Source organism: Bradyrhizobium sp. USDA 4369 (assembly GCF_054056435.1).
This window is the reverse complement of record NZ_JBSRYH010000001.1, coordinates 2,555,241-2,575,525: the sequence shown is the minus strand read 5'-3', so window position 1 is coordinate 2,575,525 and position 20,285 is coordinate 2,555,241. Positions and strand designations below refer to the sequence as shown.

Annotated in this window: 20 protein-coding genes; 4 read left to right on the top strand and 16 right to left on the bottom strand. The window is 65.8% G+C overall.

From position 1 onward, the window contains the following. From ACVIJ6_RS11710 to ACVIJ6_RS11695, 4 genes are all read right to left on the bottom strand, one after another. Positions 1 to 321: an STAS domain-containing protein gene (locus tag ACVIJ6_RS11710; RefSeq protein ID WP_456776966.1), complete on the bottom strand. Its 321-nt coding sequence runs from the start codon at positions 319 to 321 to the stop codon at positions 1 to 3. Positions 322 to 622: 301 nt separating this feature from the next. Next, positions 623 to 1,819, bottom strand: a complete 1,197-nt coding sequence (locus ACVIJ6_RS11705) for an acyl-CoA dehydrogenase family protein (protein ID WP_456772843.1) — start codon at positions 1,817 to 1,819, stop codon at positions 623 to 625. A 137-nt stretch (positions 1,820 to 1,956) separates the two neighbouring features. After that, positions 1,957 to 2,505, bottom strand: a complete 549-nt coding sequence (locus tag ACVIJ6_RS11700) for a TetR/AcrR family transcriptional regulator (protein ID WP_456772842.1) — start codon at positions 2,503 to 2,505, stop codon at positions 1,957 to 1,959. A 19-nt stretch (positions 2,506 to 2,524) separates the two neighbouring features. Beyond that, positions 2,525 to 2,986, bottom strand: coding sequence for a nuclear transport factor 2 family protein (locus ACVIJ6_RS11695; RefSeq protein ID WP_456776965.1), 462 nt, complete (start codon positions 2,984 to 2,986; stop codon positions 2,525 to 2,527). A gap of 264 nt (positions 2,987 to 3,250) precedes the next feature. Here ACVIJ6_RS11695 and ACVIJ6_RS11690 point away from each other — a divergent pair, with 264 nt between their 5' ends. Further along, positions 3,251 to 4,840 (top strand): ATP-binding protein, encoded by a 1,590-nt coding sequence (locus ACVIJ6_RS11690; protein WP_456772841.1) that lies wholly within the window; start codon positions 3,251 to 3,253, stop codon positions 4,838 to 4,840. A 92-nt stretch (positions 4,841 to 4,932) separates the two neighbouring features. After that, positions 4,933 to 5,508 (top strand): hypothetical protein, encoded by a 576-nt coding sequence (locus ACVIJ6_RS11685; RefSeq protein ID WP_456772840.1) that lies wholly within the window; start codon positions 4,933 to 4,935, stop codon positions 5,506 to 5,508. Between the two features lie 11 nt (positions 5,509 to 5,519). On the opposite strand, the gene ACVIJ6_RS11680 is transcribed toward ACVIJ6_RS11685, so the two are convergent. The 8 genes from ACVIJ6_RS11680 to ACVIJ6_RS11645 all read right to left on the bottom strand — a co-directional run bounded on the left by ACVIJ6_RS11680 (position 5,520) and on the right by ACVIJ6_RS11645 (position 14,455). Then, positions 5,520 to 6,911, bottom strand: coding sequence for an O-linked N-acetylglucosamine transferase, SPINDLY family protein (locus ACVIJ6_RS11680; protein ID WP_456772839.1), 1,392 nt, complete (start codon positions 6,909 to 6,911; stop codon positions 5,520 to 5,522). A 40-nt stretch (positions 6,912 to 6,951) separates the two neighbouring features. After that, on the bottom strand, positions 6,952 to 7,209 hold the full coding sequence (locus ACVIJ6_RS11675; protein ID WP_456772838.1) for a hypothetical protein: 258 nt from the start codon (positions 7,207 to 7,209) through the stop codon (positions 6,952 to 6,954). Positions 7,210 to 7,648: 439 nt separating this feature from the next. Further along, positions 7,649 to 7,900: a hypothetical protein gene (locus ACVIJ6_RS11670; protein ID WP_456772837.1), complete on the bottom strand. Its 252-nt coding sequence runs from the start codon at positions 7,898 to 7,900 to the stop codon at positions 7,649 to 7,651. Between the two features lie 224 nt (positions 7,901 to 8,124). Then, positions 8,125 to 9,255: an ABC transporter permease gene (locus ACVIJ6_RS11665; RefSeq protein WP_456772836.1), complete on the bottom strand. Its 1,131-nt coding sequence runs from the start codon at positions 9,253 to 9,255 to the stop codon at positions 8,125 to 8,127. 3 nt (positions 9,256 to 9,258) lie between these two features. Beyond that, a complete protein-coding gene (gene rbbA, locus ACVIJ6_RS11660) occupies positions 9,259 to 12,006 on the bottom strand; it encodes a ribosome-associated ATPase/putative transporter RbbA (RefSeq protein WP_456772835.1) in 2,748 nt (915 codons plus the stop codon). After that, on the bottom strand, positions 12,003 to 13,103 hold the full coding sequence (locus ACVIJ6_RS11655; protein WP_456772834.1) for an HlyD family secretion protein: 1,101 nt from the start codon (positions 13,101 to 13,103) through the stop codon (positions 12,003 to 12,005). The genes rbbA and ACVIJ6_RS11655 overlap by 4 nt, the downstream gene beginning before the upstream one ends. Before the next feature lie 126 nt (positions 13,104 to 13,229). Then, complete coding sequence (locus ACVIJ6_RS11650) at positions 13,230 to 13,442, bottom strand: hypothetical protein (protein ID WP_456772833.1); 213 nt, start codon at positions 13,440 to 13,442, stop codon at positions 13,230 to 13,232. Further along, positions 13,439 to 14,455, bottom strand: coding sequence for an AraC family transcriptional regulator (locus tag ACVIJ6_RS11645; RefSeq protein ID WP_456772832.1), 1,017 nt, complete (start codon positions 14,453 to 14,455; stop codon positions 13,439 to 13,441). The genes ACVIJ6_RS11650 and ACVIJ6_RS11645 overlap by 4 nt, the downstream gene beginning before the upstream one ends. A gap of 224 nt (positions 14,456 to 14,679) precedes the next feature. Here ACVIJ6_RS11645 and ACVIJ6_RS11640 point away from each other — a divergent pair, with 224 nt between their 5' ends. Together ACVIJ6_RS11640 and ACVIJ6_RS11635 are read left to right on the top strand one after the other, a co-directional pair. After that, positions 14,680 to 15,102, top strand: coding sequence for a GFA family protein (locus tag ACVIJ6_RS11640; protein ID WP_456772831.1), 423 nt, complete (start codon positions 14,680 to 14,682; stop codon positions 15,100 to 15,102). Positions 15,103 to 15,263: 161 nt separating this feature from the next. Next, complete coding sequence (locus tag ACVIJ6_RS11635) at positions 15,264 to 16,442, top strand: helix-turn-helix transcriptional regulator (RefSeq protein WP_456772830.1); 1,179 nt, start codon at positions 15,264 to 15,266, stop codon at positions 16,440 to 16,442. 9 nt (positions 16,443 to 16,451) lie between these two features. Here ACVIJ6_RS11635 and ACVIJ6_RS11630 read toward each other — a convergent pair whose 3' ends face one another. From ACVIJ6_RS11630 to ACVIJ6_RS11615, 4 genes are all read right to left on the bottom strand, one after another. Further along, complete coding sequence (locus ACVIJ6_RS11630) at positions 16,452 to 18,398, bottom strand: tetratricopeptide repeat protein (protein WP_456772829.1); 1,947 nt, start codon at positions 18,396 to 18,398, stop codon at positions 16,452 to 16,454. Between the two features lie 83 nt (positions 18,399 to 18,481). Further along, positions 18,482 to 19,225: a di-trans,poly-cis-decaprenylcistransferase gene (locus ACVIJ6_RS11625; protein WP_456772828.1), complete on the bottom strand. Its 744-nt coding sequence runs from the start codon at positions 19,223 to 19,225 to the stop codon at positions 18,482 to 18,484. Between the two features lie 37 nt (positions 19,226 to 19,262). Continuing rightward, positions 19,263 to 19,643: a winged helix-turn-helix domain-containing protein gene (locus ACVIJ6_RS11620; protein ID WP_012047567.1), complete on the bottom strand. Its 381-nt coding sequence runs from the start codon at positions 19,641 to 19,643 to the stop codon at positions 19,263 to 19,265. Continuing rightward, positions 19,630 to 20,247, bottom strand: a complete 618-nt coding sequence (locus tag ACVIJ6_RS11615) for a hypothetical protein (protein WP_456772827.1) — start codon at positions 20,245 to 20,247, stop codon at positions 19,630 to 19,632. The genes ACVIJ6_RS11620 and ACVIJ6_RS11615 overlap by 14 nt, the downstream gene beginning before the upstream one ends. Positions 20,248 to 20,285: the final 38 nt, after the last annotated feature.

The following is a 20,285-nucleotide window of genomic DNA, read 5'->3' as shown; positions in this document are numbered from 1 at the left end:
TCATCCGACATCCTTCGTCGTGAAGTGATGGCCGACTTCGGCGTCACCGGGGAAGCCGGCGCGCCGAATGACGCTGCGCAGAACCTGCGACGGCGCCATCAGCGCCACGGCCTGCCCCCGCTCACGTCCGGTCTTGGCGGTCGAAATAAGCAACTGGATGGATGTCACATCGGCCCGGTCCACGCAGGAGCCGTCGATCTCGAGTTCGCCTCGCTGCGCGAGGGCGGCTCGGATCATCTCGTAGACTTCGCGGATCGCTGAAATGCTACAGTCGGCCGGTAGTTTTACGGCCTCTTTGGATTTCAGGTACTCGGACACGATCACCTCACAGCGCGAACATTGCGGCGGGATCGTGCAAAGCGGGACTTAGGGATTCGCTAAAATGATTCACGATTCCGGTCGAGAATCGCTCTTCCCCGGAATACCACGGGTGATCCAACAGCGAACTATGCTCACTCGCGTGCATTCGGCAGCGCTGTCGCACGCCGCCTCACCGGTGCGACGCATCGCTGATGGCTGTCAGTTCGCCGCGAGAGATCGAATACAGGCCGGTCGACATCTCATCGGATGCGCGCGCCGGCGGACTATTCCGTTGGCTGACCGACGGCCGGAGCTCGACACATCACTTGCGGACGAGCCCCGCCCGCGCTTTCTGGAATTCGCGGGCGACGATGAGCTTCTGGACCTCGGTCGCGCCTTCATAGATGCGCAGCGCGCGAATCTCGCGATACAGGCTCTCGACGACCTCGCCCTTGCGCACGCCACGTCCGCCGAACATCTGCACGGCGCGGTCGATCACGCGTTGAGCGGTTTCGGTGGCCGCGAGCTTGGCCATGGCCGCCTCGCGCGTGGTCGGCAGCTTCTGCACGTCGCGACGCCATGCGGCGCGATAGGTCAGCAGCGCGGCAGCATCGGTGTCGGTGGCCATCTCGCCGAACGCGGCCTGGGTCATCTGCAGGTCGGACAGCGTGCCACCGAACATGCGCCGGGTCTGCGCATGCGCCTGCGCCTCGTCGAGCGCGCGGCGACCGAAGCCGAGCGCGGCTGCGGCGACCGAGGCGCGGAAGATGTCGAGCGTCTGCATCGCCAGCTTGAAGCCGCCACCCGGAGCGCCGAGCCGGCGGCTCGCAGGGATGCGGCAATTCCGCAACCGCAAGGTGGCCAGCGGATGCGGCGCGATCACCTCGATGCGCTCGGCGACCGAGAAGCCGGGATCATCGGGGTAGACGACGAAGGCGGAAATGCCACGCGCGCCCGGCGCCTCGCCGGTGCGGGCGAACAGCGTGTAGACGTCGGCAATGCCGCCATTCGAGATCCAGGTCTTATCACCGTCGATGACGTAGTCATCGCCGTCGAGCCGTGCCGCGCAGGCCGTCGCGGCGACGTCGGAGCCGGCGTCCTTCTCGGACAGCGCAAAGGCCGCCAGCCATTCGCCGGCGCGCACCTTGGGCAGCACGTGCGCGCGCAACGCGGGCGAGCCGCCGAGCGCAATCGCGCCGGAGCCCAGCCCCTGCATGGCAAAGGCAAAGTCCGCGAGGCCGTCGGCATAGGCAAGCGTTTCGCGCGACAGGCAGATCGCGCGTGAGTCGATGGCGGCAGCGTCCGCGTCGGGCGCCACGACCGCGCTGTCGAGCAGTCCGGCCGCGCCCAGCGCCCGCACGATCTTGCGGCAGGCGGCATCGACATCGCCGTGATCGACATCATCGAGGCGGCCGGACGCGACGAAGCGGTCGAGCGAGTCGCACAGCGCGCGATGACGCGGCTCGAAGAACGGCCAGTCCAGCCAGTCGCGCGGAATCACCTTGGCCGAAGTACTCATGGTCTGCCTCGCTGCTGGATTGGACCCGCACCGCCGCAGGCGGCATTCCGGGCAATTATTTTAAACCTAAAATATTCGCGCGAAAATCCCTCTGTCAAGCGGCAGCGTCCGTCAATAGCCCCGCCGGCGGCCGCGGATCATCCGAGCCGCGCCCGCAGCCGCGCCAACGCGCGGCCGAACACGGCGTCGTCTCGCATCGCGCGTGCCAGCACCAGCGCCCCCTGGATGCCGAGCACGGCCTCCTCGGCGCTGTCATGGGCCGCGCGCGTCTCCCGGCCGCGTCGCACCAGCGCGTCGCGCAGGGCCGCGATCCAGCGCGTGAAATAACCGGCAATCACCGCGGCGAAGCGGTCGCGCGTTTCGTCGAGCGCAAAGGCGCCGACCAGGCACACCCGTCGCCCCGAGCGGAAATAGTCATCGACGGCGCGCCACATGCGCGCGATCGCCATATCGGGCGGATCATCGCGCAGCGGAGCGAAGACCTCGCGCTCGAACCAGGCGTCGACATGCGCGAGCACGGCGCCCGCCATCTCCTCCTTCCCGCCGGGAAAGAAGTGATACAGGCTGCCCTTGCCCAGCGCCGTCTTCTCGGTGATGCGGCTGAGCGACGTCCCCTCGAAGCCGAACTCGCGAAACACCTCGGCGATCAGCGGGATGACGTCAGCGCGTTCATGGAGCGTCCGCATGGCGCGGCGATCTCGCGTCCTACAATCCCAATTCAGTCAGACCGGGATGGTCGTCCGGCCGCCGTCCGAGCGGCCAATGGAATTTGCGCTCGCTCTGCTTGATCGGCAGATCGTTGATGCTGGCGAAGCGGCGCTGCATCAACCCTTGCGCATCGAACTCCCAGTTCTCGTTGCCATAGGACCGATACCAATGACCGCTGTCGTCATGCCACTCATAGGCAAAGCGCACCGCGATCCGATTGTCGGTGAAGGCCCAGATTTCCTTGATCAAACGATAATCCAGCTCCTTCGCCCATTTGCGGGTGAGAAACGCGACAATCTCGGCGCGGCCGTTGACGAACTCGGCGCGGTTACGCCAGCGGCTGTCCGGCGTGTAGACGAGCGACACGCGTTCGGGGTCGCGGCTGTTCCAGCCGTCTTCCGCCAGGCGCACTTTCTGGGTGGCAGTCTGGAGGGTGAAGGGTGGGGCAAGAGCGGCCATCATTGTCTCCATCTGTACTATTCGGCATATCATGTACCATTCGGTACACTGCGTCAAGCTGCCACAGACAATGTGCGGTTGATGGGCGCGGTTCGGTCGCTCGACGAACGCGCTGGCTTTGATCACGGTGCGGCTCTACCGATCTGCGGCGACGGCGCTGAGCACGCTTGTGTGCTGAGCGGAAATTGGATGATCTGCTGAGGGAACCGGCTGGGTCGCGGGGACGACACGACCTGCCGATCGTACGTATGGGGATGGCTCGAGATGACGACGCTCACGCCGCACGGCGAGTGCTTGCTGTGGACGCCTGAACTGATCTGGGTGAATGCGGTCTCAGATCTCCTCATTTCATTCGCCTTCTTCGCGATCGCGTTTGTGCTCGCCTACATCGTCTACCGGCGCCGGGACTTTCAGTTCAGCTACATTTTCTGGGCCTTTGCCCTGTTCGTCAGCATCTGCGGAATGACGCGACTGATCGAGGTCCTGACGATCTGGGTCCCGGCCTACGTGCTGGAGGCCGCGACCAAGGGCTTTCTCGCCTTCATCTCAGTCGGCATCGCCGCCGCGCTGCTGCTGATGCTGCCGCGCGTCCTGACGATGCCGTCGCGCGCCGAGCTGCGGCTCGCTTATGCGCAGCTCGAGGAGGAGACGCGGCAGCGGCGCACCGCCGAGGCCATGGTCAAGCGCTTCCAGGAAATCGAGGCGACCGAAGCCCAGGTGCGGCAGGCGCAGAAGATGGAAGCGATCGGCCAGCTCACCGGCGGCGTGGCTCACGACTTCAACAATATCCTGACCGTGATCACTGGCACCATCGAGATCCTGGCCGAGGCCGTGAAGGACCGTCCGCAGCTGGTGCAGATCACCAGCCTGATCAACTCGGCCGCCGCCCGCGGCGCGGATCTCACCAAGCACCTGCTCGCCTTCGCCCGTCGTCAGCCGCTGCAGCCGCGCAGCGTCGACATCAACGGCCTGGTGGTCGATACCGCGCGCTTGCTGCGGCGGACGTTGGGCGAGCAGATCGAGATCGAATCCATGCTGGCGCACGATTCGGCGCCGGCCATGATCGATCCGAGCCAGCTGTCGACCGCGATCCTCAACCTCGCGCTCAACGCCCGCGACGCGATGCCCAATGGCGGCAAGCTGACCCTTGAGACCAAGAACGTGCTGCTCGATGCCGCCTATGCGCGCATGAACCCGGAAGTGGTCCCGGGCAATTATGTGATGATCGCGGTCAGCGACACCGGCGAGGGCATCCCGGCCAATCTGCTCGACAAGGTGTTCGAGCCGTTCTTCACCACCAAGGACGTCGGCAAGGGCGTCGGTCTCGGGCTGAGCATGGTCTACGGCTTCGTCAAGCAATCCAACGGCCACATCAAGATCTACAGCGAGCCGGAACATGGCACGTCCGTCAAGCTGTATCTGCCGCAGGCCACCGCCGATTCCGATCTGCTGCTGTCCGAGACGAGCACCGCGGGGATGGAGCGCGGCGACGAAACGATTCTCATCGTCGAGGACGATTCGCTTGTGCGCGAATACGTCACCGCCCAGATCAAGCGGCTCGGCTACACCACGCTGGCCGCCAGCAAGGCGGACGAGGCGCTCGCCATCATCGAGAGTGCCACACGCATCGACCTGCTGTTCACCGACATCATCATGCCCGGTGGCATGAATGGCCGCCAACTCGCGATCGAGGCGGTGAGGCGACGCCCGGATCTCAGGGTGCTCTACACTTCAGGCTATACGGAGAATGCGATCGTCCATCACGGCCGCCTCGATGCCGGCGTGCTGTTGCTCACCAAGCCCTATCAGAGCGCCGATCTCGCGCGCATGATCCGCATCGCGCTGAACTCATGATCGCCATTCCGGCAACAGATGATCCGGCTCGCATCCGGAGCCGTTTCCAAAGCGCGGCTCCAAGACGAGCTGCAGACCTGAGGTGGGCGTGAATGAGTAAATTGTTCGGACGCTGGCTGGCCGCCGTGCAGGCCTATGCATCAGCCGACGATCCGCAGTCCGACATCGCCGCCAAGGTGGCGCTGGTCATCGTCTCCAACCAGCCATTCTATCCGCTGTATCTGCACGCCATCGCAGGCACGGCGGCATGGCCGGCCTGGCTGACATTGTTCACGACGCCGTTCTTCGCGGCCGTGCCGGTGCTGGCGCGGCGCAACCCGTTTGCCGGCCGCGCCCTGATGGTGCTGGCCGGCACCGCGAACACCGTGTTCTGCGTCAAGCTGTTCGGCGCGCAGAGCGGCGTCGAGCTGTTCCTCATGCCCTGCGCCCTTCTCGGTGCGCTGCTGTTCCGCCCCGACGAACGCGTCCGGTCGCTGCCGCTGCTGGCGCTCCCGTTCGTGTCCTATCTGCTGATCGACTCCCGGCTCGGCGAGCCGGTGATGCGCGTCGCCGACGCCAGCTACGCCTCGCTGGTGTCCATCAACGCGATGAGCGTCGCCGCCCTCACGGCCCTGATCGGCCTGCTCGCCGCGGCGCGCATGGCCGCGAGTGACCCGTCGTTCGAGTGATGCGGCACACCTCAGATCAGACCGGCCGGCGGTGAGGCCGGTGGCGGCGCGGAGGCCCAGATCGGCTCCCGCCTGGCGCCGCGCCGCCGCCGGTCCCACATCTGCTCGTAGAGGTCCTGCAGCGATCGGGCGTAGGCGGCCGCATCGAACAACGGGGCGGTCAGGCGGTTGCGCGCGAGCCGGGCCTTGGCCGCGAGCAGCAGGTCCGGCTCGGCCGCGAGCGTCAGCGCGACCGCGACGTAATCGGCCTCGTCGGACGCAATGAGTTCGGGAAGACCGACCGCGTGCAGCAGGCTGCCGGCCACCCGCGAAGCCAGCGTATCACCCGCGCAGGTCACGATCGGCACCCCGGCCCACAGCGCGTCGCTCGCGGTGGTGTGCGCCCCGTACGGCGCGGTATCGAGCACGAGATCGGCGAGCTGCAGCCGCCGCAGATGCTCGCTCTGGCTGGTCTGCGGCGCGAACACCAGGCGATCCGGCGACACGCCACGGCGCAGCGCCTCGCCGCGCAGATTGCCCTGCGCCTGGTCGGAGGCCAGCAGCCACAGCACGCTGCCGGGGGTCGCTGCGAGCAGGTGGCACCACAGGTCGAACACGGAAGGCGTAAATTTGTAGGCCTGGTTGAAGCAGCAGAACACGAAGCCTGTCTCCGGCAGACCCGCCTCGGCGCGGCTCGGCAGCCGGCCCAGCGCTGCCCGGCCATGCGGCTGATAGGAATGCGGCATATAGGCAAAGCTTTCCGCGTAATCGGCGGCCGCTGCCAGCGGCGTCAGGAACGGATCGGTGATGATGTAGTCGCAGATGCCGCTGCCGAGCGTGCCGGGATAGCCGAGGAAGTTCACCTGAACCGGCGCCGGATGCAGCATCATGATCCCGGTCCGCGCGCCCCTGGTGAAGCCCTTGAGGTCGACCAGGATGTCGATGGCCGCCGCATGCACCGCCGAGGCGGCGTCACTGTCGGTGGACGCCGTGATGTCGTGAAAGACCTCGAACGCGCCGCTGAGCCGGCTGCGCATCGCGCCATGATCATTGCCGCCGAACGAGAAGGCGTGCAGCTCGCAGCGCGTCCGGTCATTGGCTTCGAGCGCCTCGATCAGGAGATGGGCGGTCGCATGGTCGTGGAAGTCGTTTGAAAGGTATCCGACACGAAGCTTGTCGCGAACGCCCAGGTCGAAGCGGAAGTTCAGCCGCGTTCGTTCCGGAGCGCTGGCCGCGACGCGATCTCGCACCCACAGCTCGGAACAGCGACGATGCTCGCGCGCGCTCATTCCGGGCACCGAAAGCATCAGGAACGGCGGAATCTGCCCCGATCGCGCCAGCGCCAGCGAGCGCCGCGCGTCCGTCGCCGACTGGGTGAAATCGTCCCAGGCACACATGCTGCGGTCGCGCCCGAGCGATCTCATCCGAGTCCCTGCGTCGCCGGAACCGCCGGCCGGCTCAGTCTCAGCAAGTCTCGCGCCAGCTTTGTGAGCGCAGCGACCCACGCGCTCCGACGAGGCCGCAGAACACCTGGCTGCGCGACTTGCCGCGCAGGTGAGTCGCCCGTCGGGCCGTCCAATACGCCGCCGCGCGGCTGCCCGGCTGCTTCGGCGACGAGAAACGCATGCGGCGAAAAACTGATTTCGCGTCCCGGCTCAATGCCATGCCCCTTGTCCAGATGGCATCGCGGAAATATTTATCTTTCGTTTTTTCAGAATCCATTGTCTGCTGGATCCAGACCGCCTCGGGCAGAGGGCGTATCGCGGTCGTCACGACACGCGAGGCGGGGAGCGATGGCCGCGCCGGATCGCAGCAGTCCCTTCGGGAGTGCCGACGAACGGTTCGCTGCGGACGGTGAAGTCGTGTGGTCCTGGCACCCCGATGCTGGTGTCCGCGCTGACGCGTCAGCGTCATGCGCAACGGTGGCCAGAAAGCCCGGTGCACCGAGGAGAGCGCGTAGAAGCCGTAGCCGATCGCGCAGGGAGGGCCGGGATTGCCGGCTGAACCTGTGGTTACTGCCCCGTGCACTTCTTCACGCACGGGGGCCACAGGCACCGGTTGGTGCCTGGTCTTCCCTGCCCCTCTCGTTTGCGGAGGGTCCATCGTCAGCACAACTCGGGCGCGGAGCCCGCCGCGGGACTGAAATGCTTTCGCCTGGGAGCTACGCAGCCATGTGCCAGCGCGATGGCGCGGAGGACGGCGCGTGATGGTTCATGTTCGCCGGTGCTTGCAGCGGCGCCTGACGCGCGAGGAAATAGGCCTCGAGCTCGGCGACGGCGCGGGCTTCCCATTCTGCGGCCTGCGCCAGCAGCGAGTCGCGCTGATGCGGCCGGAACGCCGCGGTCTGCCGATACAAGGAGGCGACGGTGCGATAGCGCCGCACGTTTTCCAGAACCGCTTCCCCATTCATCATGATGGCTCTCCCCTCTCCGTCCCCCTCAGGACGTGCCGACGGTGCACCAGCGCGATTTTCCAAATCGTTATCGGCGCAGGCAGGTGATCGGCATGGTTGGAGAAGCGTTGCCGCCAGATCCGCTGGAAATTGCGCTGGACGATCGTGCCGCAGGGGCCGCGGAGCCGGAGTGTTTACGCGCTGGAAACCCTGTCGCGCAGGCAATCGCCGTCGTGGCTTTCCTGTCACGCGCCAGCCGCCGCGATGGCCGCCCGGAAGCGGCGCAAGGTGAGCGCCAGGACCAGCGCACCGATGCCGGCCACCGCCAGAAATTGCGGCCAGACCACATCGAGCCCGGCACCGCGATACAGGATCGACTGCGCGAAGGACACGAAGTGGGTCGACGGCGACGCCTGCATGATCGTGGCGAGCCAGACCGGCTGGCTTTCGACCGGCGTCATCGCACCGGACAACAGGTTCATCGGCACCGCCACCAGGATGTAGAGCAGGCCGAGTTGCGGCATCGATCGTGCGATGGTGCCGAGAAAAAGACCGACGGCGGTCGCGAAGAACAGATAGAGCACCGTCCCGGAGAGAAAGAGCGGGATCGACCCGTTGATCGGCACCTGCAGATACCAACGCACGACGACGTAGAGAGCCACTGCAACGGCGACCGCGATGACCAGCGCATTGGCCCAGATCTTCGACATCGCGATCTCGAAGGGCGACAGCGGCATCACCAGGAGATGATCCATCGTGCCATGCTCGCGCTCGCGCACCAGCGCCGCGCCCGCCAGGATGATGGCCAGCATGGTGACGCTGTTGATGATGCCCATCACGCCCTCGAACCAGGCGGTGGTGACGTTGGGATTGAAGGCGATCCGCGTCACCAGATTGACCGGCGCCTGCACCGAGACCTCCGAGCGGGCGACGAACCAGGCCACCTCGGTCGTGATGATCTGGAGCGCATAGCCAGAGCCGATCCCGGCCTGGATCATCGCCGTGGCGTCGACATTGGCCTGCACCGACGGCTTGCGCCCGGCGAGAACGTCGCGCTGGAAATTCGGCGGAATGTCGAGGACGAAGGTGAAGCGGCCGCTGTTCATCAGCGGCTCGACCTCGCGCTGGGTGATGTAGATGGGGCGCTGGAAATAAGGCGGCAGGAATGCAGCTGCGATGCGGCGCGACAGCTCGGAATTGTCCTCGTCGACGACGGCGATCGAGGCGCGGTGCAGCTCCTGGGAGCTGCTCTGCGCCTGGCTGATCACCGCCACCGTGAACGAGTAGATCACGAGCCCGATCAGCACGACGTCGCCGAACAGGCTGCGCAGCTCCTTGGTGCCGAGCCAGAAGATGTTGGACAACGAGCGAACCATGGCTCAGCGCTCCTGCTTGGGCAGCATGAGAAGGCTGAGCCCGGTCAGCACCGGAATGAAGACGAGCAGCACCAGGATGTCGGCGCCGACATCGGCGAAGCCGAGCCCCTTGGTGAAGGTGCCGACGGTGATCGGGCGATAGTAAGTCATCGGAAAGCCCATGCCGATCACCCGGGCCACGCCGGACAGCGACGACACGGGCACCAGCATGCCCGAGAACTGGGTTGCCGGCAGCACCGTGAGGATCGCGGTGCCGAACAGGGCCGCGATCTGGGTTCGGCAGAAGGTCGATATCAGCATGCCGAAGCCGGTGGTGGTGAAGACGTAGACAAACGTACCGACCAGCAGCGGCAGAAAAGCGCCCTTGAGGGGAACCCTGAACAGGACGATGGCCATCACATACATGACGGCGAAGTTGACCAGTGCGACCGCAACATAAGGAAGCTGCTTGCCGAGCAGGAATTCGAGCCGTGTCACCGGCGTGACATAGAGGTTGGTGATCGAGCCGAGCTCCTTTTCGCGGACCACGGCAAGCGCCATCAGGATTGCCGGAAACAGCGCCAGCAACAGCGCGATCGTGCTGGGGGCCATCGCATAGATGCTGTCGAACGTCTGATTGTACTTGAAGCGGATTTCGACATTGACAGGCGAGGCCGCCTGCGGCCGCGTCGTCTTGACCGCGGGATCGGAGAGATAGAGCTGATGCGTACCCTCGAGATAGCCGCGGATGGTCTCGGCCCGGAACGGCATCGCGCCATCGATCCAGGCCGACACGAAGGCCGGCCGGCCGCGCTTGATGTCAGCACCGAAGTCGGGCGGGATCTCGATCGAGGCCTTGATGTCGCCGCTCTTCATGCGGCGCTCCAGCTCGGCATAGTCGGCCAGGGGTGGCTTCTCGACAAAATAGCGCGAGCCGCGCAGTTCCGCGAGATAGGCCCGGCTCTCCGGCGACTGGTCGCGATCGAGCGCGGCAAAGGTGAGATTATTGACATCGGTGGAGATGCCGAAGCCGATCACGATCATCAGGAACGCCGTTCCGAACAACGCGAACATCAACCGGATCGGATCGCGAACCAGCTCCAGACCTTCGCGAATCGTATAGGCGAGCAGCCGCCGCAGGCTGAAGGCCGACCGGCGCTGGCCATCCCGGGGGCGATCGATCGGATCAGGATCCGCCTTCGCTTGCGTCAATGTGACCGGCGGGTCGGCAACGCCGGCGTCCTGTTCGAGAAAGGCGATGAACGCCTGCTCGAGCGTCTGCACGCCCTTGGCCCGGATCAAGCCGTCGGGCGTGTCCGTTGCCAGCACGCGCCCCTCATGCATCAGCGACAGCCGGTCGCAACGGGCTGCCTCGTTCATGAAATGCGTGGAGACGAAGATCGTCATGGCGTCCTGGCGCGACAATTCGATCAGCAGCCGCCAGAATTGATTGCGCGCGACGGGGTCGACGCCCGATGTCGGCTCGTCCAGGATCAGCAGGTCCGGTTTGTGGACGATGGCCACCGCGAGCGACAGCCGCTGGCGGATGCCGAGCGGGAGGTCGGCGGCAAGACCGTCGATGTGCTCGGTCAGATCACAGCGGTCGATCAGTTCCGCGATCCGCCGCTCGGCCTCCGCCGACGGCAGATGAAACAGGCGCGCATGCAGCACCAGGTTCTGCCGCAAGGTGAGCTCGCCATACAGCGAGAAGGCCTGCGACATGTAGCCGACGCGACTGCGCGATTCATGATTGCCGGCCTCCATCGAGCGGCCGAAAATCAGCGCCTCGCCGGCGCTCGGCGGCAGCAGCCCGGTCAGCATCTTCATCGTCGTGGTCTTGCCGCAGCCATTCGATCCGACGAAGCCGAAGATCTCGCCTTTGCGGATCTGGAAGTTCACGCCGTCGACGGCGGTGAAGTCGGCGAACCGGCAGGTCAGGTCGCGCGCGACGATGACCGTCTCCTGACTGCCATCGAGCTCGGATTTCTCCGGCATGTCGGCGGAGCGACCATCCGGCCGCTGCGGCAGCAGCGCGACGAAGGCCGCCTCGATCGAGCCTCCACCGGTCTGCGCCTTGAGCTCGGCCGGCGTACCGGTCGCCAGAATGCGCCCCTCATTCATCGCGATCAGCCAGTCGAACCGCTCGGCCTCCTCCATATAGGCAGTGGCGACGATGACGCTCATGCCGGTGGCGCTGCGCGCGCGCAGCCGGTCGATCAGATCCCAGAACTGGCGCCGCGACAACGGATCGACCCCGGTGGTGGGCTCATCCAGGATCAGGAAGTCCGGATCGTGGATCAGCGAGCAGCACAGGCCGAGCTTCTGCTTCATGCCGCCAGAGAGCTTTTTCGCCGGCCGGTCGGCGAAGTCGGACAACGCCGTCGCCTCCATCAGCTCGGCGATACGCCAGTCGCGCTCGGATCGAGTCTGGCCGAACAGGCGGGCGAAGAACGCGATGTTCTCACGCACGCTCAGATCAGGATAGAGATTCTTGCCAAGCCCCTGCGGCATGTAGGCGATGCGCGGGCAGACCTGTTCGCGCGCGCGACGGTCCGCCATGTCGGCGCCGAGCACGACCGCCTGGCCGCTCTGGATCGCGCGCGCGCCGGCCAGGATCGACAGCAGCGAGGATTTGCCGACGCCGTCCGGTCCGATCAGTCCAACCACGCGTCCCGCAGGAATCTCGATCGAGACGTTATCGAGCGCCACGACATCCCGGTAGCGCTGCGACACCTCTCTGACGACCGCGACCGCGCTTTCATCAGACGTCATGGCGCGGCTTGCAGGCGCGCCGGCCACGCCACGTCGGCGTTCCACTTGACATACGCGACGCCGGGCAACCCGCTTCGCACGGCATCAGCATGCGCGGCCAGCCTGTCCTGATCGACGCGGACGCGGATGCGGAACATCAGCTTGTCGCGTTCGCTGCGGGTCTCGACCGTCTTCGGCGTAAACTGCGCCTGGCTTGCGACGAACGACACTTTGGCCGGAATGGGACGATCAGGATAGGCATCGAGCACGATGCGCGCCTCGCTGCCGACCTTGATCTTGCCGACCTCCTCGGTCGGCAGGAACACGTCCATATAGACATAATTGACGTCGAGCATGGTGAACACCTTGCCTCCGGCGCCGAGCACTTCGCCGATATTGGCAAGGCGATATTGGATGCGGCCGGCCTTTGGCGCGATCAGGGAATTGTCGGCCATCTGAACCGTGTAGAGCGCAACGTCGTGGCGAACCGCTTCGAGCGCCCGCTCCGCTTCCGCCACCTTGGCCTGCGCACCGGCAAGGCCGGCGGTGGCGGCGCCCAGCACCTGCTGCCGCTGATCGGCCAGCTCCTTGGTCGTCCAGCCGTTCTGCAGCAGACCGCGGGTGCGTTCCATCTCCTGTTCGGCCAGAGTCTTCTGCGTCTGCAATTGGACGAGATTGGCGCGCGCCTGATCGACCACGTGCTGCGCCTGCTCGGCCTGGGCACCGGCCTTCGACAGCGATTGCTGCAGCTCCCGGGTGTCCATCCGTGCGACGATCTGGCCGGCCTCGACGAGGTCGCCGATATCGGCGCGCAACTCGGCGACACGTCCGGCATATTTGGTGGCGATGTCGATTTCGTCGGCCTCGATCCGGCCGTTGCTCATGCTGATGCCGATCGGCAGCGGCGGATGCAGACGCTGCCACCAGACATAACCGGCGCCTCCAGCGCCACAGATCGCAATCATCACCACGAGAAGTGGCCACCATCTTCGTTTCGGCGGGACCACATGGGCCGCGACCACCGGCAATGCGGCGCCATGCGCCGATGCCAGCGGCTTAGCCGGCGGCCGGTTCAGCGGCGCCAGATCGGCCACAGTCTCGGTTTCCTGCTGATCCATGCACCAACGCCTCTCTTTCCCGGAGCAGGCGCTTCGTTTGCCACAGACGAAGGGAACTCCATTGATGCAGCTCAACAGCGATCGCGCCGCTGCGGTCCAGCCGCAGCGATCGCGATCACGTTTGAGTTAGGGCGCGGAGTCCGAGGTCGCGATCGCATGGATCAGGATCAGGCTGCCAAAGATGACGAACAGCGCAAATGCCTGGAATTCGCGCAACGACATTTCGAGCAGAGCCATGATCCACTCGGCCGGCAGACCCGCGACCAGCAGCAGGAGAAAAGTGCTGGCTGCAATGAAGATACTGTCGAGAATTTTCAACGCGATCGTCTTGGACGTCATTCGGCGGCTCCGCCAGAGCATGTGTTCAAACGAAGGGCGCGGCCACGGACGCGATCGCCGCGGACCTCCCGCGGCGTCAGCCCGTATTGGCGGCGGAACGAGCGATTGAAATGCGACAGGTCGCCGAAGCCGACGTCATAGGCGATGCTCGCGATCGCCAGCGAACGACAAGCGGGATCGCACAGCATGCGATGCGCATTCGTCAGCCTGACCCCGGAGAGGAAGGCGGAGAAGGTGGTGCCGTCGATCTCGAACAGGCGCTGCACATAGCGCGGCGTCACATTCAGCTTGTCCGCCACGACGACGATCGAGAGATCGTGACGGGTACTGTTGGCAAGGATGAAGGCCTTGGCGAGCTTCAGCCGCGCGGCGCGCAAACCTCTCGCACGCATCGTGTCGCCCAGATCAGCCGTCGGACCGATCGCCAAGGCCAGCAGATCCTGCACATGACGTATCGAGAGATTGCGCAGCTGGGTCTCGATTGCGTCCCCGCTGCTCATCAGCCAGCTCGCATAATGGTCAAGCAACTGCAGCGCGCCCCGGTCGGCTGGAATCGGCCGCATGATGGCGTCCTCGACGCTGACATCGGCGGCTTCGATCGCCATACGTGGAACAAGCAGCGTGAACGATCGGCCGGGGCTTGCGCGATGGAACGCGCATGGATCGGCACCGCTCAGGAGGACGGCCTGCCCTTCGCGCAACTCGCAGCTCTCGTTCCCCGATGTCACGAAGGCGGCGCCGTTGCGATTGATCGCGAGAATGATGTTGTCGGCGCCGTGGGCCAGGTAGCAGCCGGATCGCGAGATCCGCGCCGGAGTGGCCCAGGCATCGAACAGCTGCAGGCCGGGCAATGTCATCGCACGATTGCGCGCCTTGAAGACGACCTGTGGCGCGGGCTCGAAATCAACGCGCAACATCACCTGACCGTAGTGCTCGCGCCAGAGCGCCGCCCGCTCATGCTCCGGAACATGATCGGTGGAGAATTCGACAATGCGAGAGTTGAGGTCTGACATGCAATCACCCGCGACCTTTGCACCGAAATGCCATGCGGGGATCGATAGCGCCGAGGCGATGCAAGGGGCGTCCTCCGATCAGGGGACGGCTCACATGACACGGGCGTCAAATGTGAACTGGATCACGTGCGTTCGTGCGAACCCTGATGATGGTCGTTGCGGTCCAAGACGCATCCGCCCTGGAATGATGCCGTTCGTCCGTCTCACAACTGATGAGGACGAGGATGATGCTGTCTGGACGATGCTTTTGCGGAACGGTCGAAATCGAAGTGTCCGGCGCGCCCGAGGCGATGGGCTATTGCCACTGCCGCTCCTGCCGGTCATGGTCCGGCGGACCGGTCAACGCTTTCAGCCTTTGGAAGCCGGAAGCTGTCAGAATCACGTCCGGGATCGCACATCTCGCGATGTTCCAGAAGACGCCGCTGAGCCAGCGGCAATATTGCGCCAAATGCGGCGGCCATCTCATGACCACGCATCCGCCGCTCGGACTGATCGACGTGTTCGCGGCGACGCTGCCGGAGCTGGAATTTCAGCCGGCCGTGCACGTCAACTACGCGGAGACCGTGTTGCCGATGCGCGATGGCTTGCCGAAATTGAAGGATTTTCCCCGCGAATTCGGCGGTTCCGGCGAGGCGATGACAGAATAGCCCGGCGCAAGCTGGAGGCTCCGTGGCACGATCGCATCCGAGGCCTCACAGCGGATGACCTGGACAAGCCTGGCCATCGCACCGCGTGCCGCGATCGGGATTCGTTGAACCTCGCGCGCTCCCTGGCGACCCATGAAGGGAATGAACTCATCGCGACAGGGTTGACCGTTCAGACCGGCACGGCTGGCCTGGGCCAGCGCAGCGAGGTCACCGTGCGGAGCGAACTCTATGCGCAGGCGCTGGACGCCATCTATCACGGCTTTACGGAGCCGGACGGAATCGAGTCCGCATTGGAGTCGGTCAAGATCTTGATGGGCGCCGAAGGCGCTACCCTCGAAGTGATCGACAAGGCGGCACGCCGGCCGGTGACGTTTCAGAGCAGCGGCGTCGCATCGGCCGAAGGCGACGACTATCTCGCGCATTTCGCGCCACGCAATCCGCGCCTGCCGGTGGCGCTGAGCCAGCAGCAAGGCGGACTGTGCTGGGACTATCAGGTCATGGATGAGCGTGCCATGAACCGCGATCCGTTCTATGCCGAGTTCCTGCCGCGCGCCGGGCTTCGTTATTTCCTCTCGGTGGTGCTGGAGCAATCGCCGCAAAGTCTCGTCGCCTTCACCGTGCAGAGGACAGGGGCGCAGGGTCATGTGAGTGCGGCCGAGATCAAATTGATGCAGCGCCTGGCGCCTCATTTGCAGCGCGCTTACCGGATGCGGAGCCGGCTTGCCGCCGCCTATGGCCGCGATGCCACGACGGGCGCGCTCGATCTTCTGAAGGATGGCGTCGCCTTGCTCGGCGCCAAGGGCGAGACCGTGTACCTCAATCCGAGCCTGCAGGCGATCTCGGCCGAGAGCGGATTGTTCCGGGTCGACAAGCGCGGAATTCACTTCAGCTCCGCAGATCTCCGCAGCCGCTATGCGCGCGCATTCGGCACGGCGGCGCGCGCCAGCGAAACTGCTGAGACAGACGCGGTGACCGACTTTGTGGCCGCGCGCGCCGACGGGCTGCCGCCCTGCACCGTCTCGCTGCGCGCGTTGCGGCATCCGCGGCTGCGCGCCGACGGCTCCGACGCCGCCGTGATCATGCTGGTGCACGACCCCTTGCGGGAGGGTGTTGCTGCACGCATGCTCCAGGAGCTCCATGGCCTGACCAGAGCGGAAGCGGAGCTCGCCTGCGCGTTGAGCACCGGCATGACGGCCGTCGAATACGCCGCGCGGCGCGGCGTCAGAGTCACCACGGTCTACACCCATCTGAAACGAACACGCGAGAAGACCGGATGGCGGAGCGTCGCCGAGCTGACGCGGCGCGTCCACGAGATCTCGATCGGGCTGCGGACGAACTGACCGCTGGATCTATTTGGGGGTGAAGCCTGCGGCCTGCGCCACAAGCGCCTCAGCGATCCGGGCGACGACATCGACATAGTCGCGGCGCGCGTCCTGGCGGAACAGCCGTACGCTCGGATACCAGGGACTGTCGTCCCGCCCGAGCAGCCAGCGATAGTCCGGCGTATAGGGCAGCATGATCCAGGTCGGCTTGCCGAGCGCGCCGGCAAGATGCGCGACGCTGGTGTCGACGGTGATGACGAGGTCGAGGCTGTCGATCAGCGCCGATGTGTCGACGAAATCGCGGATGTCGCCGGTGAGATCGACAATGTCGCCGCGCCGCTCGAGCAACACCTTGTCCCGCGGGCGCGGCTCCTTCTGCAGGCTGATGAAGCGCACATCGCGGTCCAGCAACGGCTCCAGCATGGCCAGCGGCATCGAGCGGTTGTGGTCGTTGAGATGGGCGGGATTGCCGGACCACACCAAGCCGACCCGGAGCTTGTCGTGCCGTCCGAGCCGCTGCTCCCACGCCGCCAGCCGCTCTGCCGGGGCTGGCGGCAGATAGCGAGGCACGGCCGGGATGGTGTCCAGGCGGGTCGCAAACGCGAGCGGCAGGCTCGACAACGGGCAATGATAGTCGATGGCAGGCACGGCATCGATGCCGCGGGCAAGACATTGGGCCACGCCATTCAGCCCCGACAACAGGGGCTGAAGCACCGCGTCGACCTCGAGCACGACGTGCGCGCCCTGCGCGGCCACCAGCGTGGCGTAGCGCGCGAACTGAATCGTGTCGCCCAGCCCCTCGTCGCTATGGAGCAGAATGGTCTTCCCCGCGAGCGGCGCGTCAGCCAGCCACAGCGGCACGTCGAAGCTGCGCTCGACGAAGCCGACCGCGCGGCATTGGCGCCCCCATTCGCGCGCCGCCCAGCCGCGGGCGAAATCGCCGGTCAGCAGCCGGAACAAGGCGGCGTTCCAATGCGCATCGGCAAGATCCGGCTTCAACGTCACGGCGCGGTCGAAGCTCGCGAATGCCTCATCGAAACGATGCAGCTCGGCCAGCGAGGTGCCGCGGTGATTATAGAATTCCGCGGTCTGCGGCCGCAGCGCGATGGCCTTGTCGAACACGGCGATGGCCTCGTCGTGCCGGCCGAGATTCTGCAGGATGCAGCCATAGCTGTTGGCGATGTCGGGATCGTGCGGCGCCAGCACATGCGCGCGCTGCCCGCAGGGCTGCGCATCCTGGTAGCGGCGCAGCCGCCGCAGCGCGATGGCCTTGAGGCATAGCACGCCGGCCTGGTCTGGACGGACGGCGAGCGACCGGTCGAACCGCGTGATCGCCTCGTCATAGCGTCCGGCATCGAAATGAACCGCGCCGGCCTTGTTGGCGGCGTCGACATGATCGGGCGTGGCTTTCAGCACCTGATCGAACGCCAGGGCCGCCTCGTCACGGCGGTCCTGCGCTTCGAGCACCTCGCCGAGACGAAACCACGTCGTTGCGCGATCCGGCGCGAGCTGCAACAGGCGATCGCAGGCCAAAGCCGCCTCGGCGTGCCGGCCAGTCCGCTGCAGCAGCTCGCCGAGCGCGTCCCAGCAGTCCTGCGCATCCGGCCGCAGCTGCAGCGCGCGATCATACGCCTTGATGGCGTCGTCGAGCCGGCCGGCCGACCGCAACGCCTCGGCAAGACCGATCAGGGACTCCGGTACGGAGATATCCAGCCTGATCGCCCGCGCGAACCATTCGATCGCATCATCGAAGCGCTTGAGCGCGAGACAGACCTGACCCATCGCGCGAAGCGCATCGACGGAGCTGGCATCGAGGCTGAGCGCGCGCCGGCAGGAGTCCTCCGCCTGCACCAGGTCGCCAGCCCGCAGCAGCCGCACGGCGGCGGCGCACAGGGCATCAGCCGTCGTCTGGGAATGGGGCGACCCGGGTTTGCCCGGAGATTTGCCGACGGGCCGCCGCGGCTTGTGCTTCATCTCGGATTCTCTGCGCTCGCGGGACCAGCGGTAGATGATTCCCCGATGCGCGGAAAGATTGTGGATTGCGCTCTCGCGCGCAATCAAAGAGTCGGCGCGGGCGCAAGCGGCACCGCGTCGAGCCCCCCGAACCGGCGCTCGCGGCCCCGGAACGAGGTCAGCGCCTGGGCGAGATCCTCGGCATCGAAATCGGGCCACATCCGCTGGGTGAAGTGCAGCTCGGCATAGGCGCCTTCCCAAAGCAGGAAATCCGACAACCTTTGTTCGCCGGAGGTCCGGATGATCAGGTCGACATCCCGCAGGCCGGCTTCGCCGGTGACGAGATCGGAGAAGGCCTCCCGCGTGAGCGCATCGACGTCACGCGCCTTTGCCGCGGCATGCAGGATCGCGTCGCGCGCCGAATAGTCGACGGCGATGCGCAGATGCAGGGCGGTGCCGTCGCGCGTGGCCGCTTCGGCGCGGCCGATGGCATCGGCAATGCCGCCGGGCAGGCGGTCGCGACGGCCGATCACGGACAGGCGGACGCCATTGCGCACCAGCGATTCGACCTCGCTGGCGAGATAGACCCGCAGCAGCGCCATCAGACCCATGACCTCCGTCCGGGGTCGCCGCCAATTGTCGCTGGAGAACGCATAGAGGGTCAGCGTGCCGACGCCCTGATCCGGGGCGGCCTCGACGACGCGGCGGATCGCCTCGACGCCGGCCTCGTGTCCGCGCAGCCGGGACAGCCCTTGGCGTGTCGCCCACCGGCCATTGCCGTCCATGATGATGCCAACGTGAAGGCCGTCCACCACAGCAGGCGATTTGAGTTGCAGCCGACTTTGCATTGCAAAGCTCCAGGTCAAAAAAACGCAAATGAGAGATTCAGGCGCGGCCCGGGACGAACCCGACCGAGGATGGCGAAGGCTCCTTGCCGGCCGCAGCCGCCGCATCGCGAACGAGCCTTTCGAGCACCGCAAGGTAGTCCAGGAAACGGCGCCGGCCTGCTTTGGTCAGCCGGCACGTCGTGTGCGGACGGTTGCCCTCATACCCCTTGGTGACCTCGACGAGGCCGGCCTCCTGCAGGACCTGCAGATGACGCGATAGATTGCCGTCGGTTAGTCCGCACAATTGCTTGAGATCGGCGAAGGCGAGGCCCTTCGGATGCGCCATCAGCGACGTCAGCAGGCCGAGTCGCGCCTTTTCATGGATCACGCGATCAAGGCCGTCATAGGAAAACGGCGCACCGCCGTCAGTCTTCGACATCGGAATCTCCGGTCGCAAAATAAAGAATGCCCGCCATGAGCGCCTGTCCGACCGCAAAGGGCAGGCCCATGGTCCAGGGCGACAACGCGTGGCTCACGCTGCCGAGCAGCAACACCGCAAAGCCGGCCAGGAAGTAGAACGCGCCGGCCAGCGCGACCGTGCGCGGGAGCGAGCGCACCGAGGCGAACACGCCGAGCGATGTAAGGATCTGCCACAGGCCGGGAAGCATCCACAGCGCCTCGGGCACGAACTTCCAAAGCAACACGGCCAGCAGCACCCCGGCGATGCCAGCGGGCAGAAATTGTTCGACCGCCTGATGGATCATCGCGTCGGCGAGGCCGGAATGATGGCGGCGCGAGCGCGCGCGCATTTCCACCCAGATCATGGACAGCGAAATGCAGGCGGCCGCCGCCCAGCCGAGCAGGAACATCAGTGGATCCGCGGCGGGGTCGCGCAACACCACTTGCTGAATCGCGGCCGTGGCGAGCGCGACCACCGCCGTGGCGGCCATCGTCGCCGGCCCGTAGCCGCGAAACGCGGTGCCTGCTGCCAGTTGGCTGCGGATCGCGATGATATCCGCCAGCGCCTTGTCGAGGTCGCGCATGTCTCACCTGAAGCCGTGGCCGGCGCGATTAACTTTGC